The organism is Pseudomonas sp. MF08817, assembly GCF_059862705.1.
On the sequence record NZ_JCBCUY010000005.1, the window covers coordinates 71,694 to 89,469 of the forward strand.

At 64.2% G+C, this 17,776-nt stretch carries 17 protein-coding genes; 10 read left to right on the plus strand and 7 right to left on the minus strand.

Features of this window, described 5'->3' with window-relative positions:
• Window positions 1-28 precede the first annotated feature (28 nt).
• From ftsX to ftsY, 3 genes are read right to left on the minus strand one after another with little or no spacing between them, the layout of a single operon-like run.
• Window positions 29-1,051, minus strand: a complete 1,023-nt coding sequence (ftsX, locus tag AC19YR_RS04745; protein ID WP_500597363.1) for a permease-like cell division protein FtsX — start codon at window positions 1,049-1,051, stop codon at window positions 29-31.
• On the minus strand, window positions 1,048-1,719 hold the full coding sequence (ftsE, locus tag AC19YR_RS04750; protein ID WP_093418294.1) for a cell division ATP-binding protein FtsE: 672 nt from the start codon (window positions 1,717-1,719) through the stop codon (window positions 1,048-1,050). The genes ftsX and ftsE overlap by 4 nt, the downstream gene beginning before the upstream one ends.
• Window positions 1,716-3,188 (minus strand): signal recognition particle-docking protein FtsY, encoded by a 1,473-nt coding sequence (gene ftsY, locus AC19YR_RS04755; protein WP_500597366.1) that lies wholly within the window; start codon window positions 3,186-3,188, stop codon window positions 1,716-1,718. The genes ftsE and ftsY overlap by 4 nt, the downstream gene beginning before the upstream one ends.
• Before the next feature lie 406 nt (window positions 3,189-3,594).
• On the opposite strand from ftsY, the gene AC19YR_RS04760 reads away from it, so the two are divergent.
• The 4 genes from AC19YR_RS04760 to AC19YR_RS04775 are packed head-to-tail and all read left to right on the plus strand — an operon-like array spanning window position 3,595 to window position 8,102.
• Window positions 3,595-4,950 (plus strand): M16 family metallopeptidase, encoded by a 1,356-nt coding sequence (locus AC19YR_RS04760; protein WP_095109112.1) that lies wholly within the window; start codon window positions 3,595-3,597, stop codon window positions 4,948-4,950.
• Complete coding sequence (locus tag AC19YR_RS04765) at window positions 4,943-6,436, plus strand: M16 family metallopeptidase (RefSeq protein ID WP_500597368.1); 1,494 nt, start codon at window positions 4,943-4,945, stop codon at window positions 6,434-6,436. The genes AC19YR_RS04760 and AC19YR_RS04765 overlap by 8 nt, the downstream gene beginning before the upstream one ends.
• Window positions 6,436-7,047: a 16S rRNA (guanine(966)-N(2))-methyltransferase RsmD gene (rsmD, locus tag AC19YR_RS04770; protein ID WP_095109114.1), complete on the plus strand. Its 612-nt coding sequence runs from the start codon at window positions 6,436-6,438 to the stop codon at window positions 7,045-7,047. Before AC19YR_RS04765 ends, rsmD begins: the two co-directional genes overlap by 1 nt.
• 56 nt (window positions 7,048-7,103) lie before the next feature.
• The gene (locus tag AC19YR_RS04775; RefSeq protein ID WP_500597370.1) at window positions 7,104-8,102 is read left to right on the plus strand and encodes a hydrolase; all 999 of its coding nucleotides are present in this window, start codon (window positions 7,104-7,106) and stop codon (window positions 8,100-8,102) included.
• A gap of 48 nt (window positions 8,103-8,150) precedes the next feature.
• Here the strand turns inward: AC19YR_RS04775 and AC19YR_RS04780 are convergent, their stop codons facing one another.
• Together AC19YR_RS04780 and AC19YR_RS04785 are read right to left on the minus strand one after the other, a co-directional pair.
• Entirely contained in the window at window positions 8,151-9,005 is an 855-nt protein-coding gene (locus tag AC19YR_RS04780) for a sulfurtransferase (protein WP_095109116.1), read from the minus strand.
• Window positions 9,006-9,038: 33 nt separating this feature from the next.
• Window positions 9,039-9,707, minus strand: coding sequence for a TetR/AcrR family transcriptional regulator (locus AC19YR_RS04785; RefSeq protein ID WP_095109117.1), 669 nt, complete (start codon window positions 9,705-9,707; stop codon window positions 9,039-9,041).
• A gap of 146 nt (window positions 9,708-9,853) precedes the next feature.
• Between AC19YR_RS04785 and AC19YR_RS04790 the strand changes: the two genes are divergently transcribed.
• From AC19YR_RS04790 to AC19YR_RS04810, 5 genes are all read left to right on the plus strand, one after another.
• A complete protein-coding gene (locus AC19YR_RS04790) occupies window positions 9,854-11,284 on the plus strand; it encodes a coniferyl aldehyde dehydrogenase (RefSeq protein WP_500597372.1) in 1,431 nt (476 codons plus the stop codon).
• A 27-nt stretch (window positions 11,285-11,311) separates the two neighbouring features.
• Window positions 11,312-11,857 carry a twin-arginine translocation pathway signal protein gene (locus tag AC19YR_RS04795; RefSeq protein WP_095109119.1) on the plus strand — a complete coding sequence of 182 codons (546 nt, stop codon included), beginning with the start codon at window positions 11,312-11,314 and terminating at the stop codon, window positions 11,855-11,857.
• An 80-nt stretch (window positions 11,858-11,937) separates the two neighbouring features.
• On the plus strand, window positions 11,938-13,533 hold the full coding sequence (locus AC19YR_RS04800) for a GMC family oxidoreductase (RefSeq protein ID WP_500597374.1): 1,596 nt from the start codon (window positions 11,938-11,940) through the stop codon (window positions 13,531-13,533).
• 115 nt (window positions 13,534-13,648) lie between these two features.
• A complete protein-coding gene (gene coaD, locus AC19YR_RS04805; protein ID WP_095109121.1) occupies window positions 13,649-14,128 on the plus strand; it encodes a pantetheine-phosphate adenylyltransferase in 480 nt (159 codons plus the stop codon).
• A gap of 102 nt (window positions 14,129-14,230) precedes the next feature.
• Window positions 14,231-14,482 (plus strand): YfhL family 4Fe-4S dicluster ferredoxin, encoded by a 252-nt coding sequence (locus tag AC19YR_RS04810; protein ID WP_048722619.1) that lies wholly within the window; start codon window positions 14,231-14,233, stop codon window positions 14,480-14,482.
• A gap of 121 nt (window positions 14,483-14,603) precedes the next feature.
• On the opposite strand, the gene mutM is transcribed toward AC19YR_RS04810, so the two are convergent.
• Window positions 14,604-15,416, minus strand: a complete 813-nt coding sequence (mutM, locus tag AC19YR_RS04815; protein WP_095109122.1) for a bifunctional DNA-formamidopyrimidine glycosylase/DNA-(apurinic or apyrimidinic site) lyase — start codon at window positions 15,414-15,416, stop codon at window positions 14,604-14,606.
• Window positions 15,417-15,437: 21 nt separating this feature from the next.
• Window positions 15,438-16,250 (minus strand): HDOD domain-containing protein, encoded by an 813-nt coding sequence (locus AC19YR_RS04820; protein WP_176465105.1) that lies wholly within the window; start codon window positions 16,248-16,250, stop codon window positions 15,438-15,440.
• Window positions 16,251-16,458: 208 nt separating this feature from the next.
• Here AC19YR_RS04820 and AC19YR_RS04825 point away from each other — a divergent pair, with 208 nt between their 5' ends.
• Window positions 16,459-17,655 carry a class I SAM-dependent rRNA methyltransferase gene (locus AC19YR_RS04825; RefSeq protein ID WP_500597378.1) on the plus strand — a complete coding sequence of 399 codons (1,197 nt, stop codon included), beginning with the start codon at window positions 16,459-16,461 and terminating at the stop codon, window positions 17,653-17,655.
• The last annotated feature ends 121 nt before the right edge of the window (window positions 17,656-17,776 follow it).

The window sequence follows — 17,776 nt, forward strand, 5'->3', positions numbered from 1 at the left end:
CTGAAAGGTCAATACAAGCAAAAAGACACTACTTCGGCGCAAGCTCCCTGAGGTGCCTTGCGACGGCGATCCATGCACCGATATACCCTAACAGCACCGCGCCAAGCAAGAGTGACAGGCCGTCAGCAGGAGGCACGCCAGCCAGGGCAAAATCACTGCCATACAACCCGGCTAACCCCACCACTGCGTCGTTCAGCCAATCCAGGCCGAACGCCAGCAACCCCCACGAAAGAATCCCTGCACCCAAGCCATAAAGCGCGCCCATATATAGAAAGGGCCTACGCACATAGCTGTCGGTGCCGCCGACGAGTTTAATCACTTCTATCTCGGTGCGGCGGTTTTCAATATGAAGACGAATGGTATTGCCTATCACCAAAAGTAATGCAGACACCAAAAGCACGGTCAGACCGAAGACAAACCGGTCACCCAGCTTGAGGATTGCCGCAAGGCGTTCCACCCAGACTAGATCAAGTTGCGCCTGTTGCACCTTGGGCATCTCGGCCAGGCGCTGACGCAGGGTTTCCAGGGCTGCCTTGTCGACTTCCTTGGGCGTTACCAGCACCACACCCGGCAGCGGGTTCTGCGGCAATTCCTTGAGCGCTTCGCCGATCCCGGACTGCTGCTGGAATTCCTCCAGCGCCTGTTCGCGGCTGATGTATTGGGCATCCGCGACGCCCGGCATAGCCGCGATCTGCTCGCCCAATTGCTCGCCCTCGGCGGCGCTGGCGTCCAGTTGCAGGTAGAGGGAAATCTGCGCCGCCCGCTGCCACGAACCGCCGAGGCGTTCGACGTTGCCCAGCAGCAGCGACAGGCCCATGGGCAGGCTCAAAGCCACGGCCATCACCATGCAGGTGAAGAAACTGCCGATGGGCTGCTTACCCAGGCGCCGCAGGCTGTCGAGCAGGCTGGCGCGGTGGCTTTCGATCCAGGCGTGCAGCAGGGTGCGAAAGTCCGGGCCGTCGTCATCGTCGCGTTTTTTCTTGGCAGGTTTCGGATCCGCCGCCTTGGGCGCCACCCGCTCGGAAACCTTGGGACTGCGTGTGGCACTCATACCCCGGCCTCCCCGTCGCCGATCAGTCGGCCGCGTTGCAAGGTGAGCATGCGGTGGCGCATGCGGGCGATCAGGGCCAGGTCGTGGCTGGCGATCAGCACGCTGGTGCCCAAACGGTTGATGTCCTCGAACACCCCCATGATCTCCGCCGCCAGGCGCGGGTCGAGGTTACCGGTGGGTTCGTCCGCCAGCAGCAGGGCCGGGCGGTGGACGATGGCGCGGGCGATGCCGACGCGCTGTTGCTGGCCGGTGGACAGGTCGCCGGGGTAGAGGTCGGTCTTGTCCGACAGCGCCACGCGCTCCAGGGCCGAATCCACGCGCTTGGTGATTTCCGCCTTGGACAGGCCCAGGATCTGCAACGGCAGGGCAATGTTGTTGAACACCGTGCGGTCGAACAGCAGTTGATGGTTTTGGAACACCACGCCTATCTGCCGACGCAGGTAAGGAATTTGCGCATTGCTGATGGTCGCCAGGTCCTGGCCGGCCAGCAGCAGCTTGCCGGTGGTGGGGCGCTCCATCGCCAGCAGCAGGCGCAGCAGCGTGCTTTTGCCCGCGCCGGAATGGCCGGTGACAAACAAGAATTCGCCCCGACGTACTCGAAAGCTCAGCTCATGCAAGCCGACGTGGCCGTTCGGATAGCGTTTACCGACCTGTTCGAATCGAATCATGAGCGCTCCCGCTCGGCAAACAGTGCCTGGACAAAGGGTTCGGCTTCAAAGGTGCGCAAATCGTCGATGCCTTCGCCCACGCCTATGTAGCGGATCGGCAGGCCGAACTGCTTGGCCAGGGCGAAAATCACCCCGCCCTTGGCGGTGCCGTCGAGCTTAGTCAGGGCCAGGCCGGTCAGTTGCACGGTCTGGTGGAATTGCTTGGCCTGGCTGATGGCGTTCTGGCCAGTGCCGGCGTCCAGCACCAGCAGCACTTCGTGGGGCGCGTCGGCGTCCAGCTTGCCAATCACCCGGCGCACTTTCTTCAGCTCTTCCATCAGGTTGTCTTTGGTGTGCAGGCGCCCGGCGGTGTCGGCGATCAGCACGTCGATGCCGCGGGCCTTGGCGGCCTGCACGGCGTCGAAGATCACCGAGGCCGAATCGGCGCCCGTGTGCTGGGCGATCACCGGGATCTTGTTGCGCTCCCCCCACACCTGCAATTGCTCCACGGCCGCAGCGCGGAAGGTATCGCCGGCGGCCAGCATGACTTTCTTGCCTTCAAGTTGCAGTTTCTTCGCCAACTTGCCGATGGTGGTGGTTTTGCCGGCGCCGTTGACGCCCACCACCAGAATCACGAAGGGCTTGGTCTGCGCGCTGATGACCAGCGGTTGCTCGACCGGTTTGAGCATGTTCGCCAACTCGCCTTGCAGCGACTTGTACAGCGCGTCGGCATCGGCCAACTGCTTGCGGGCGACCTTCTGGGTCAGGCTCTGGATAATCACCGAAGTGGCTTCGACACCCACGTCTGCGGTCAGCAGGCGGGTTTCGATGTCGTCGAGCAGTTCGTCGTCGATCAGCTTCTTGCCTAGGAACAGGCTCGCCATGCCTTCGCCGATGCTGGCGCTGGTTTTCGACAGGCCTTGCTTGAGGCGGGCGAAGAAGCCGACCTTGTTCTCTTGCACCGCAACCGGTGCAGGCTCGCTGACAACGGGCAGCGATTCAACGATAGGTTCCATCGGGGTTGGCGCGGGCGCAACGGCCAACGCAGCGATGACCGGCTCCGGCTCGTGCGGGATCTCGACGACGGGCTCTGGCGCAGGCACGTGCTCGGCCACCGGCAGTTGCTCCACCGCTTGCTGGGTGGCGGTCGGGGCGGGAATCGGCGGCGTGATGTGCGGGGCGCAGTCGTCCGGGACCAGCGCCACCGGCTCTTCAGCCACTGGCAGGGTCAACCAGGGCTTGTGTTCGCCAACGGGGGCGGCCTCAGCCAGTGGCACGGGCTCGGCTACCGGTTGCAGCACCGGTTCGGCCAGCGGCAACACCACCGGCGCCGGGGCCTCGACGGCTGGCGTAGGCTCGGCAATCGGTTCAGGAGCGGGTTGCGGTTGCTCGCTGACGGCTTCCTGCGGCTTTTTGCGCAGCCATCCGAACAGGCCTTTCTTCTCGCCAGCCGCGGCTGGGGTCTTTTTGTCGTCGTTGGAACCAAACATGGAGGACGGCTATCTCAAGGTGGCGACGCGCCATTGGTGGCGCCCCGGCAAATAACTATTGGATGCGAAACAGACTACGATTAACCGAGCTTGTTCACGCGCAAGATGTTGTCAAAACGCCCAAGGCATCCGAAAGAGCGCTTCTACACTGAACTGGAACGGCAAAATCGGCGAAAAAACGCAGTTTAGCTGATAAAACCAGGCTTTTTGCCGCTAACCCATGCAACCTTCTCAAGCACACTCTGATTCATCAGAGGCCTGATAGGCGTGGCCGCCAGTAAAACGGATCAGTATCCTAGGGCGTGTCATGCGTCATTACCAGTACCGCTCAAGAATGATGGCATGCCCAACCTCCTCGTCCGCTGCCCCGACCATCACGCGGGCAGCCCAACAGGTTAAAAAACGAATGAATGCTCTAGCCCGCCGCGCCGCAGGCCTGCTGCTCAGCACAGTTTGCCTGCCCTTTGCAGCCCTGGCTGCCGACCCGCAACCGACCCACGAATTCACCCTCGATAACGGCCTCAAAGTGGTCGTGCGCGAAGACCATCGCGCGCCGGTGGTGGTGTCCCAGGTCTGGTACAAGGTTGGCTCCAGCTACGAAACCCCGGGCCAGACCGGCCTGTCCCATGCCCTGGAACACATGATGTTCAAGGGCAGCAACAAGGTCGGCCCCGGCGAAGCCTCGTTGATCCTGCGCGACCTCGGCGCCGAGGAAAACGCCTTTACCAGCGACGATTACACCGCGTACTACCAGGTACTGGCGCGCGATCGCCTGCCCGTGGCCTTCGAGCTTGAAGCCGACCGCATGGCCAGCCTGCGCCTGCCACCGGAGGAGTTCAGCAAGGAGATCGAAGTCATCAAGGAAGAGCGCCGCCTGCGCACCGATGACAAGCCGATGTCCAAGGCCTACGAGCGCTTCAAGGCCCTGGCTTACCCGGCCAGCGGCTACCACACGCCCACCATTGGCTGGATGGCCGACCTGGACCGCATGAGCGTGCAGGAGCTGCGTCACTGGTACGAAACCTGGTACACGCCCAACAACGCCACCCTGGTGGTGGTCGGCGATGTCACCCCGGACGAGGTCAAGACCCTGGCCCAGCGCTATTTCGGCCCGATCCCCAAGCGTGACCTGCCGTCGGCGAAAATCCCTTTGGAACTGGCCGAACCCGGCGAGCGCCAGATCACCCTGCATGTGCAGACCCAACTGCCGAGCCTGATGCTGGGTTTCAACGTACCCAGCCTGGCCACCACCGACGACAAGCGCTCGGTTCACGCCCTGCGCCTGATCTCGGCGCTGCTCGACGGCGGTTACAGCGCACGTATCCCGAGCCAGCTCGAACGCGGCGAAGAAGTGGTGTCCGGTGGCTCATCGAACTACGACGCCTACACCCGCGGCGACAGCCTGTTCATGCTCACCGCCACGCCCAATACCCAGAAGCAAAAAACCCTGGCCCAGGCCGACGCGGGCCTGTGGCGCCTGCTTGAACAACTGAAAACCACCCCGCCCACCGCCGAAGAACTGGAGCGTGTGCGCGCCCAGGTTATCGCCGGGCTGGTCTACGAGCGCGACTCGATCACCAGCCAAGCCACCGCCATCGGCCAACTGGAAACCGTCGGCCTGTCGTGGAGGCTGATGGACACCGAATTGGCCGAGCTGCAAAGCGTGACCCCGGACGACATCCAGAAAGCCGCCCGCACCTACTTCACTCGCGAACGTCTCAGCGTTGCGCATGTACTGCCCGAGGAGACTACCCATGAGTGAGCGTAAATCCCCTGCCAAGGCTCTGATCGTACTGGTGGCCGTGGTGCTGCTCGGCGCGGCCGGCTTCTATTACCTCAACCGCGCGGGCGACACCGTCGCCAGCCCCGCGCTGGACAAGGCCCAAACCACCAAGACCCTGCAATCGCTGGCCGAACTGGATGGCAAGGCGCCAAGCCGGCGCAGCTTGAACGTGCAAGCCTGGAACACCGCCGAAGGCGCCCGGGTGCTGTTCGTCGAGGCCCGTGAGTTGCCGATGTTCGACCTGCGCTTGATCTTCGCCGCCGGCAGCAGCCAGGACGGCGCGACACCCGGCGTGGCCATGCTGACCAACGCCATGCTCAACGAAGGTGTGGCGGGCAAGGACGTCGGTGCGATTGCCGAAGGCTTCGAGGGCCTGGGCGCGGATTTCGGCAACGGTTCCTATAAGGACATGGCCGTCGCCTCCCTGCGCAGCCTAAGTGCCAGCGACAAACGCGAACCGGCCCTGGCGCTGTTCGCCGAAGTCGTCGGCAAGCCGACCTTCCCCGCCGATGCCCTGGCACGCATCAAGAACCAGGTGCTGGCCGGCTTCGAGTACCAGAAGCAGAACCCCGGCAAACTGGCGAGCCTGGAACTGATGAGCCGCCTCTACGGCGACCACCCTTACGCCCACCCCAGCGAAGGCACGGAGCAAAGCATCCCGCCCATCAGCCTGGTGCAGTTGCAAGCGTTCCACGAAAAAGCCTACGCGGCCGGCAACGTGGTGATTGCCCTGGTGGGCGACTTGTCCCGCAGCGACGCCGAAGCCATCGCCGCCCAGGTGTCCGCTGCCCTGCCTAAAGGTCCGGCCCTGGCGAAAATCCCGGAACCGGTGCAGCCCAAGGCCAGCATTGGCCATATCGAATACCCGTCCAAACAAACTCACCTGCTGCTCGCCCAACTGGGCATCGACCGCGCCGACCCGGATTACGCGGCCCTGTCCCTGGGCAACCAGATCCTGGGCGGCGGCGGGTTCGGCACGCGCCTGATGACCGAAGTGCGGGAAAAACGCGGCCTGACCTACGGCGTCTACTCCGGTTTCAGCCCGATGCAGGCCCGCGGCCCGTTCAACATCAACCTGCAGACCCGCGCCGAAATGAGCGAAGGCACCCTCAAACTGGTGCAGGACGTACTGGCCGACTACCTGAAAACCGGCCCCACCCAGAAAGAACTCGACGACGCCAAGCGTGAGCTGGCGGGCAGCTTCCCGCTGTCCACCGCCAGCAACGCCGACATCGTCAGCCAGTTGGGCGCCATGGGGTTCTACAACTTGCCGTTGAGCTATCTGGAAGACTTCATGCAACAATCCCAGGCCCTGACCGTCGAGCAGGTCAAAACGGCGCTCAACAAACACCTGAGCGCCGACAAAATGGTGATCGTCACCGCCGGCCCGACCGTTGCACAGAAGCCGTTACCGGCCCCTACTGATAAACCTGCCGAGCAGCCGCTCGGGGTTCCGGAGCATTAATGGCCCGTCCCACCAAGAAACCCGTCCACAACGTCCATAACGGCGTGAACCAACTGCGCATCATCGGCGGCGAATGGCGCAGCCGTCGCTTGAGCTTTCCCGACGCCCCGGGCCTGCGCCCAACGCCGGACCGCGTGCGCGAAACGCTGTTCAACTGGCTCGCCCCTTACGTGGCCGGGGCCAAGGTGTTGGACCCGTTCGCCGGCAGCGGCGCGCTGTTCCTCGAAGCCCTGTCCCGTGGCGCGGCCATGGGCCAGGCGCTCGATAGCAGCAACATCGCCGTCTCCAGCCTGCGCGAGCACCTGGGCACCCTGCGTTGCAGCGTCGGCCAGGTGCAGACCGCCGATGCCCTGCGCTACCTGGAAACCCAGCCCGCCATTGCCTTCGACCTGGTGTTCCTCGACCCGCCGTTCAACCAGAACCTGCTGCCCGCCACCTGCGCCCTGCTCGAAGAGCGCCAGTGGCTGGCGGACGAAGCCTGGGTCTACACCGAAAGCGAAGCGCCACCGTCGAGTCTGGGCCTGCCGGGCAACTGGCGCCTGCATCGCGAACAGAAGTCCGGGCGCGTCTACTACGCCTTGTGGCAACGTATGGCGCAGGCGGTCGGCTGACCGACCGTGTAACAAGGTGCGCAGCCACACTGCGCACCGCTGCTACGAGACCCTCCGTGCCGACACCGCCGAACCACTTCACGCCCGCCCTGGGCCTGCGCAACCCGCACCTGCAAACCCTGTGGGGGCCGCTGTGGCGCAAAACCGTCCATTTAGAACGCCAGCGCGAACGCCTGTGGCTTGAGGATGGCGACTTCCTCGACCTCGACTGGCACGGCCCCCACGAACTGGAAACCCCACTGGTACTGGTGCTGCACGGCCTCACCGGGTCGTCGAACTCGCCTTATGTCGCCGGCCTGCAACAGGCCCTTGCCGCCCAGGGCTGGGCCAGCGTGGCGCTGAACTGGCGTGGGTGTTCGGGGGAGCCCAACCTGCTAGCGCGCAGCTACCATTCCGGCGCCAGCGAAGACCTCGCCGCGGTGATCCGCCACTTACGGGCCAAGCGCCCCAGCGCGCCGCTGCACGGAGTCGGTTACTCCCTGGGCGGCAATGTGCTGCTCAAACACTTGGGGGAAACCGGCGAGGACAGCGGCTTGCAGAGCGCGGTGGCGGTGTCGGTGCCGTTTCGCCTCGACCAATGCGCCGACCGCATCGGCCAGGGCTTTTCGCGGGTCTACCAGGCCCATTTCATGCGCGAAATGCTCGCCTACATCAAAAACAAGCAGCGCCAGTTCCAGCACGACGGCCGCCACGAAGGCCTGGCCACCCTGCAAGGGCTCGGCTCGCTGAGCAACCTGCGTACCTTTTGGGACTTCGATGGCCGCGTCACCGCACCGCTGCACGGCTACCGCGATGCCGACGACTACTATCGGCGCGCCTCCAGCCGCTACTTCCTCGCTACCATCACCACGCCGACCCTGATGATCCAAGCCGCCGACGACCCGTTCGTGTTCCCCCACAGCCTGCCCGACGCCAGCGAACTGGCACCCGGCACGCAATGGGAGCTACATGCGCACGGCGGCCATGTGGGGTTCGTTGACGGCACCCTGCGCCGCCCCGGCTACTACCTGGAACGGCGCATACCGCAATGGCTGGCGCAGGGGGCGGGGCAATAAACGAGGAAGGCCCGGCCGGCTCCCACAGGGGCCGGTGGTGTACGGCCGTCAAGCGCCCTTGGCGACTTCCCGTGCAGGGTCGGTGATCCACTCACTCCACGAGCCGGCATACAACTGCGCCAGCGGATAGCCCGCCAGGCACAGGGCGAAGAGGTTGTGGCACGCCGTCACGCCGGAACCGCAATAGGCCACCAGTTCGCTCACTGGCCGCTCGCCCAGGTGGGCGGCGAAGCGCTGCTGGAGGGCCTGCGCACTGAGGAAGCGGCCATCGCTGCCCAGGTTGTCGGTGAACACTGCGCAGTGGGCGCCGGGAATGTGCCCGGCCACCGGGTCGATGGGCTCCACTTCACCGCGAAAACGCGCCTCGGCGCGGGCATCGAGCAAGGTCAAGGCCGGGTCGCCGAGGCGTTGTTGCAGTTGCTCGGCGCTGAGCAGCAGGCTGTTGTCCGGTGTGCCGGCAAAGTTACCAACACCCTGGCGCGGCGCGTCGAGGCTCAAGGGCAGGCCGGCCGCGTGCCAAGCCTTGAGGCCGCCATCGAGGATAAATACCCCGTCGCGCTTGCCCAGCCAGGCCAACAGCCACCAGGCGCGGGCGGCGAAAGCTCCGGGGCCGTCGTCGTACAGCACGATGTCGCTGTCGTCATTCACGCCCCAGGCTTGCAGGCGCTCCACCAGGGCCTGCGGCTCGGGCAACGGGTGGCGCCCGGTCACGCCTTTGCTCACCCGGCCACTGAGGTCGCGCTCCAGGTCCGCGAACGAAGCCCCGGCGATATGCCCTTGGGCATAGCTGCGCTGGCCGTAGTCGAGGTCATCCAGGGCAAAGCGGCAATCGAGAAGCACCAGGTTCGGCTGGTCTTTCTTGCCGTCCAGGTCTTGCGGGCTGATGAGTTGCGCAATCGGCATAACAGGCTCCCGTGAGTTAAGGCTCAGGCCATCCTACAGTTCTTCCAGCGCCTGCCCCAGCGGCACGTAGTACTCCTCAAAAAGCGCGTCCACCGCGTCCCGCGCCTGCTCGGTGACGAAACCGGCCTCCAGCACCAGCACCTGATAAACCCCGCGCTTGATCGCTTCTTCGCTCAGGTGCGTGGAGTTTTCCCGGGTGGTGCACAAAAACCGCACCCAGGACGTGAGGATGATCCAGGCGTTGAGGGTCAGGGACTCGATCTGCACCTTGTCCATCGCCAGGATGCCGGCGGCGACAAAGCCTTCGTAGATGGCGCGACCCTGGATCAGGCAACGCTGGGAGAAACGCCGGTAGCGCATGGCCAGGTCCGCGTCGCTGTCGAGCAAATGCTCCAGGTCGCGGTGCAGGAAGCGGTAGCGCCACATCGCCGCCAACAGAGCCTGCAAGTAGAAGCGCTTGTCTTCGACCGTCGCCGCGCGGCCCTGGGGCGGGCGCAGGAAGCTGTCCACCAGGCTTTCGTACTCGCTGAACAGCACGGCGATAATCGCCTGCTTGTTGGGGAAGTGGTAATAGAGGTTGCCCGGGGAAATTTCCATGTGGGCGGCGATGTGGTTGGTGCTGACGCTGCGCTCGCCCTGCTGGTTGAACAGCTCCAGGCTATTCTGGACGATGCGCTCGCTGGTTTTTATGCGTGGGGCCATGGGCAAGGGCTTTAATTCAGAGTGCGTTGGCGAGCATCTTACGGCCTAACCGCTTGTGGATAAATCAAAGTGACGCACAGTTCGGCCTTGACCTTTTAGAGTATAAGCTCTAGAAAATGCACAACTCGAATAAAACGGACGCCGCCATGCCTGCTGAAATCGCCTACCTGCAAGACGCCCAAGCCCAGCGCGACGAACTGCTCAAGCTTTTCCACGCCCAGCGCCAGGCCTACGCCGCCCATCCCATGCCCCCTGCGGCGCAGCGTCAGCAGTGGCTCAAGGCCCTGGGCGATGTACTGAACAGCGAACGCCAGGCTTTGATCGCCGCCATCAGCGAGGATTTCAGCAACCGCAGCGCCGACGAAACCCTGCTCGCCGAGCTGATGCCCAGCCTGCACGGCATCCACTACGCCAGCCGCCACCTCAAGGCCTGGATGAAACCGTCGCGGCGCAAGGTCGGCCTGGCCTTTCAGCCCGCGTCGGCCAAAGTGGTCTATCAGCCTCTGGGGGTGGTGGGCGTGATCGCGCCGTGGAACTACCCGTTGTACCTGGCTATTGGCCCGCTGGTTGGCGCCCTCGCCGCCGGTAACCGGGTGATGCTCAAGCTCAGCGAGGCCACCCCGGCCACCGGGCAACTGCTCAAAACCCTGCTGGCGCGGGTGTTCCCCCAAGACCTGGTGTGCGTGGTGCTGGGGGAGGCCGAGGTGGGCATGGCCTTCTCGCGGCTGCCGTTTGACCACTTGCTGTTCACCGGCGCCACCAGCATCGGCAAGCACGTGATGCGCGCCGCCGCCGAGAACCTCACCCCGGTGACCCTGGAGCTGGGCGGCAAGTCGCCGGCCATCGTCTCCAGCGACGTGCCGCTCAAGGACGCCGCCGAGCGCATCGCCTTCGGCAAAACCCTCAATGCCGGGCAAACCTGCGTCGCCCCGGACTACGTGCTGGTGCCGCAAGAGCGCGTCGGTTCCTTCGTCGAGGCCTACCGCCAGGCTGTGCGCGGGTTTTACCCCACGCTTGTGGATAACCCGGACTACACGGCAATCATCAACGATCGCCAACTCAACCGGCTTAACGGCTACATCAGCGACGCCACGAGCAAGGGCGCACTGTTGGTTCCGCTGTTCGAGCAGAACCAGGGCCGGCGTTTGGGCCACAGCGTGCTGCTCAACGTCAACGATGAAATGACGGTGATGCAGGACGAAATCTTCGGCCCGCTGCTGCCGATCGTGCCCTACAGCGGCCTCGACCAGGCGTTTGCCTACATCAACCAGCGGCCGCGCCCTCTGGCGCTGTACTACTTCGGCTACGACAAGGCCGAGCAGCAACGCGTGCTGCAGGAAACCCACTCCGGCGGCGTGTGCCTGAACGACACCCTGCTGCACGTGGCCCAGGACGACCTGCCCTTCGGCGGCATCGGCCCCTCGGGCATGGGCCAGTACCACGGCCATGAAGGCTTCCTGACCTTCAGCAAGGCCAAGGGCGTGCTGGTCAAGCAACGCCTGAACGCGGCGCGGCTGATCTACCCGCCCTATGGCACGGCCATCCAGAAGCTGATCCACAAACTGTTCATCCGCTAACGCGCCCCACTGCCGGTTAAAACAATAATGAATCCATGCCTGCCCGAGCCCGCCGCACTGTCGCGGCGCGGCCTTTTGAAGTTCAGCCTGGGCGCCAGCGCCTTCCTCGCCACCGCTGGCCTGGGCGCCAGCCTGAGCGGTTGTTCGGCCAGCCAACCGGCCAGCGGTTTTCTCGCCTTGCGCAGCGCCGACCTGCCCTTTGTGCGGGCGGTGATGCCGGTGATGCTCGACGGCGCCGTGGCCGCCGACGCCCTCCCCGCTGCGCTGGAGGGCGCCCTGCAAAGCCTGGACCGCAACCTGGCCTACCTCTCGCCAGAAATGCTCAAGCTGACCCGGCAACTGTTTGACGTGCTCGCCATGGCGGTCACCCGCGGCCCCCTGACCGGCATCTGGGGCGCGTGGGAAAACGCCAGCGGCGACGACATCCGCCACTTCCTCCAGCGCTGGGAAAACAGCAGCCTGAGCCTGCTGCGCATGGGCCACAGCTCCCTGCTGCAACTGGTGATGATGGCCTGGTACAGCCGCGCCGAGGCCTGGGCCCACTGCGGCTACCCGGGGCCGCCGCGGGTGTGAGGCGCTGTGACTGACAACCCAAGGGATGCCCCCGTGGGAGCGAACCTGCCCCAACCTCAACAATAAGAAAGAGACCCCTGATGCCCGTACCCGATCCGTTTCGCGATGGCATGGCCCGCGGCTGGAAAACCCATGACGGCTCCACCCTCACCCAAGACCTGACGCTTGAAGCCGACGTGGCCATCATCGGCAGCGGCGCGGGCGGTGGCACCACGGCCGAAATCCTCAGCGCCGCCGGCTATAAAGTGCTGTTGATCGAAGAAGGCCCGCTCAAGACCAGCAGCGATTTCAAAATGCTCGAAGACGCCGCCTACGCCAGCCTTTATCAGGAAGGCATCGGCCGTTTGAGCAAGGACGGCGCCATCACCATCCTCCAGGGCCGTGCCGTGGGCGGCACCACGCTGATTAACTGGACCTCCAGTTTCCGCACACCGGCGCCGACCCTGGAACACTGGGCCCGCGAACACAACGTCAAAGGCCATGGCGTGGCCGAGATGGCGCCCTGGTTCGAGAAAATGGAACAGCGCCTGGGGGTCGCCCCGTGGCGGGTGCCACCCAATGCCAACAACGAAGTCATCAAAAAAGGCTGCGAACAACTGGGCTACAGCTGGCAGGTGATCCCGCGCAATGTGCGCGGTTGCTGGAACCTGGGCTATTGCGGCATGGGCTGCCCGACCAACGCCAAGCAATCGATGCTGGTCACCACCATCCCTGCCACGCTGGAAAGCGGCGGCGAGTTGCTGTACCTGGCCCGCGCCGAAAAGCTGTTGATCGACGGCGAGCGCGTGACCGGCCTGCAATGCGTGGCCATGGACGAGCGCTGCGTGGCGCCCACCGGGCGGCGCATCCGCGTCAAGGCGCGTCACTACGTACTGGCCGGCGGCGGCATCAACAGCCCGGCGCTGCTGTTGCGCTCAGGCGCGCCAGACCCTCACGCACGCCTGGGCAAGCGCACCTTTCTGCACTTGGTGAACATGTCCGCCGGGCATTTCGACGAGGTCATCAACCCGTTCTATGGCGCGCCGCAGTCGATCTACTCCGACCACTTCCAATGGCAAAACGGCACCACCGGGCCCATGTCCTACAAGCTCGAAGTGCCGCCCCTGCACCCGGCGCTGGCCGCCACCCTGTTCGGCGGTTTTGGCAGCGACAACGCCCTGCGCATGGCCCAACTGCCCAACACCCACGCCATGCTGGCGCTGATGCGCGACGGCTTTCACCCCGACAGCCCCGGCGGCCACGTGGAGCTGCGCGGCGATGGCACGCCGGTGCTCGACTACCCCGTCTCGGCCTACGCCTGGGATGGCCTGCGCCGGGCCTTCCACAGCATGGCCGAGATCCAGTTCGCCGGCGGCGCCAAAGCGGTGATGCCGCTGCACAACGATGCCCGCTACGTGAAAACCCTGGGCGAGGCCCGCGCCATGATCGACGGCCTGGACCTGGCGCTGTACCGCACGCGCCTGGGCAGCGCCCACGTGATGGGCGGTTGTGCCATGGGCGAAGCGGTGCAAAGCGCGGTGTGCGACAGCCTGGGGCGCCATCATCAGTTGGCTAACCTGTCGATCCACGACGGCTCGCTGTTCCCCACCAGCATCGGCGCCAACCCGCAATTGTCGGTCTATGGCCTGACCGCACAACTGGCCAGCGCCCTGGCCGAGCGGCTGAAAAACCCGTGAAAACCAGGATTATTCGCCGCGTCTATAGTGCTTTGTTCACAAAAAGTCGGCTTGGCCCACCGGGATTGCTGCGCTACCATCCGACTCCCCAACGGACTCCCGCCAGGACGACGCGATGAACCGAGTGTTGTACCCAGGTACCTTCGACCCTATTACCAAGGGCCATGGCGATCTGGTCGAACGCGCCTCGCGCCTGTTCGACCACGTGATTATCGCCGTGGCTGCCAGCCCCAAGAAAAACCCGCTGTTCCCCCTGGAACAACGCGTGGAGCTGGCCCGCGAGGTCACCAAGCATCTACCCAATGTCGAAGTCGTCGGCTTCTCCACCCTGTTGGCGCACTTTGCCAAGGAGCAGAACGCCAATGTGTTCCTGCGTGGCCTGCGCGCCGTGTCGGATTTCGAGTACGAGTTCCAACTGGCCAACATGAACCGCCAATTGGCGCCGGACGTGGAAAGCCTGTTCCTCACGCCGTCGGAGCGCTATTCGTTCATTTCCTCGACCCTGGTGCGGGAAATCGCGGCCCTGGGCGGCGATATCACCAAGTTCGTCCACCCGGCGGTGGCCGAGGCCCTGACCGAACGCTTCAAGAAATAACCGCCCTCCATCGCGCCCGCGTGCACTGCGCCCATCAATACGGCACAATTGCGCGCATTCGTTTTTAGCTGCCTGGGCTGTCCGCCCAGGCTGGAGTGCCCCATGTCCCTTATCATCACCGACGATTGCATCAACTGCGACGTCTGCGAGCCCGAGTGCCCCAACGCCGCCATTTCCCAAGGCGAAGAGATCTACGTGATCGACCCCAACCTGTGCACCCAATGCGTCGGCCACTACGACGAACCGCAGTGCCAGCAAGTCTGCCCGGTCGATTGCATCCCGCTGGATGAAGCCCACCCGGAAACCGAAGAACAGCTGATGGCCAAATACCGGGTGATTACCGGTAAGGCTTGAGAGGTGTGGGGGCTGGCAGGGCACTATCGTCGGATCGCCGCCCGGGCCAGGCCCGTTCCCACAAGGTTAAAAGGTGCCCCGTGGGAGCGAGCCTGCTCGCGATGAGGCCCTCAGCCCAGGCTCAGCGCTGGCACTTCAAGCAAAACACACTCGCCCGCTGCCCCAGCTTGACCTCGCGCAACTCACTCCCGCACACCTTGCACGCCTCATAGGCGCGGCCGTACACGAACAGTTCCTGCTGGAAGTAACCGGGTTGGCCGTCGCCGCCGATGAAGTCGCGCAAGGTGGTGCCACCGCGCTCGATGGCGGCGGCGAGGATGCGTTTGATCTCCACCGCCAAGCGCAAATAGCGCGCCCGGGAAATGCCCCCGGCCGCACGCCGTGGGTCAATGCCGGCGGCGAACAGCGCTTCGGTCGCGTAGATATTGCCCACGCCCACCACCACCGCGTTGTCCATGATGAACGGCTTGACCGCCATCGAGCGGCCCCGGGACAGCTTGAACAGCCGATCGCCGTCGAACAGCTCAGTCAAGGGTTCCGGCCCCAGGCGCGCCAGCAATTCGTGGTTCAGCGGGTCGAGGCTCCACAGCATCGCGCCGAACCGCCGCGGGTCGGTGTAACGCAGCGCCAGGCCGGATTCGAGTTCGATGTCCACATGCTCGTGCTTGGCCGCCAACGACCCGGCCTCCACCAGCCGCAGGTTGCCGGACATGCCCAAATGGCTAATCAGCGTGCCCACTTCGGCATTTATCAGCAGGTACTTGGCGCGCCGCTCCACCAGCACGATGCGCTGCCCGGACAGGCGCACATCGAGGTCTTCGGGGATCGGCCAGCGCAAGCGCCGCTCGCGCACGATCACACGGCTGACGCGCTGGCCCTCCAGGTGCGGCGCAATCCCGCGCCGGGTGGTTTCGACTTCAGGTAGTTCCGGCATGCTCGCCCCAGGGTTGAGAAATCAGTGTGCGCCCAACTCGCGGATGGTCTGCTTGAGGTTCTCGAAGTCGTAATCCGAAAGCCCCACGTAGTCCAGCACCAACGGGCCGATGCTGTTCCACTCATGGTCATCGACCTGATTACCCAGCACCCGGTAGGAGGCGCAGATGTGCTCGGCCATTTTCAGGATCGACAGCAGGTTCTTCAGTTGGCTGTTGCGCGAAGACTCGTCGCTGAAAATGGCCAGGGCATTGTGGTGGTTGGCGATGGCGTTGCTGACGTGGTCTGGCAGGCGCCAGGATTTTGCCGTGTAGTAACCGACCACCGCATGGTTGGTGTTGAACGCGCGGTTCTCGGTGTCCACCACCCGGCAATCGGCGCCGGCAGCGGCGTAGGCCTGTTCCAGCACGTTCATGTAGTGGGGGAAGCGCTTGAGCATCAACGGCACGCCGCAATCGTGGAACAGGCCCAGGGCGTAGGCTTCGTCCACCGCTTGGGAGCCGATGCGCTTGGCCAGGGTCAACGAAGTCATGGCCACGTCCTGGGCGGTGTCCCAGAAGCGGTTGAGGGTGACGATGGTGTCGTCGTTCATCTCGCCCTTGATCGACTGCGCGTTAATCAGGTTGATGATCGAACGGCTGCCCAGCAGGTTCACCGCCCGCTGGATCGAGGCAATCTTGTTGCTCAGCCCGTAATAGGGCGAATTGACGATCTTGAGCAACGCCCCGGACAGGCCCGGGTCCTGGGAGATCAGCCGCGCGATCACTTCCAGGTCCGGGTCGGGCATGTATTGCTCCATCTGCAAATCCACCATGATTTGCGGCTGGGGCGGCACACTGATGCCTTGCAGGGCCTGCTGGATCTGTTCGGCTGATAGCTCTTGGGACATAAGTACTCACTCCGGTCTAGGCGGCGATTCTACCCCTTATAAAGAGTCGGCCGACACCGCAAAACCCAACACGGATCCAGATTCAAGGGCGCAGCGGCGCCGCCATTGCCAGCGCAACAGGCTATACTCCCGCTCTTTTTTCCGGAGCGACGTCATGTCCCTGCCCAGCCTGCGCCTTAAAGCCAATGCCGACCGTCGCCTGCGCAACGGCCACTTGTGGGTCTACAGCAACGAAATCGATGTGGCCGCCACCCCACTGCACGGCTTCAAGGCCGGCGATCAGGCCATCCTCGAAGCGGCCGGCAGCAAGGCCCTGGGCATCGTGGCCATGAGCCCGAACAACTTGATCTGCGCGCGCCTGCTGTCGCGCGACATCAAGTTGCCCCTGGACAAATCCCTGCTGGTGCACCGCCTCAACGTCGCGCTGTCGCTGCGCGAGCGCCTGTTCGACAAGCCGTTCTACCGCCTCGTCTATGGCGACTCCGACCTGCTGCCGGGCCTGGTGGTCGATCGCTTCGGCGACATTCTGGTGGTGCAGATCGCCTCCGCCACCATGGAAGCCCATAAAGACGACGTGATCGCCGCCCTGACCCAAGTGCTCAAGCCCAGCGGCATCCTGTTCAAGAACGACTCCGCCGCCCGCGACGCCGAAGGCCTGAACCGCTATGTCGAAACCGTGTTCGGCCTCGTGCCGGAATGGGTCGCTCTGGAAGAAAACGGCGTGAAATTCGAAGCCCCCGTGCTTCAAGGCCAGAAAACCGGTTGGTTCTACGACCACCGCATGAACCGCGCACGCCTGGCGCCCTACGCCAAGGGCAAACGCGTGCTGGACCTGTACAGCTACATCGGCGGCTGGGGCGTGCAAGCCGCCGCGTTCGGCGCCAGCGAAGTGTTCTGCGTCGATGCCTCGGCCTTCGCCCTCGACGGCGTGGAGCGCAACGCCGCCCTGAATGGCTTTGCGGAAAAAATGACCTGCATCGAAGGCGACGTCTTTGAAGCCCTGAAAGAACTCAAGGCCAGCGAAGAGCGTTTCGACGTGATCGTCGCCGACCCGCCCGCCTTCATCAAACGCAAGAAAGACATGAAGAACGGCGAGGGCGCCTACCGCCGCCTCAACGAGCAAGCCATGCGCCTGCTCAGCAAGGACGGCATCCTGGTCAGCGCCTCGTGCTCCATGCACCTGCCCGAAGACGACCTGCAAAATATCCTGCTGACCAGCGCCCGCCACCTGGACCGCAACATCCAGATGCTCGAACGCGGCGGCCAAGGGCCGGACCACCCCGTTCACCCGGCCATCGCCGAAACCCGCTACATCAAGAGCATCACCTGCCGACTGCTGCCTAACAGCTGAGTCCCGGCCATCATGAAGGGCCGCACGGCCCTTCATGACTTTCAACACATTTCCCGCCAACTAAAAAATAAACTAACCAACTCCGCTCCACAGCCCACTCTCGCTCTTGTGTGCACCCTAT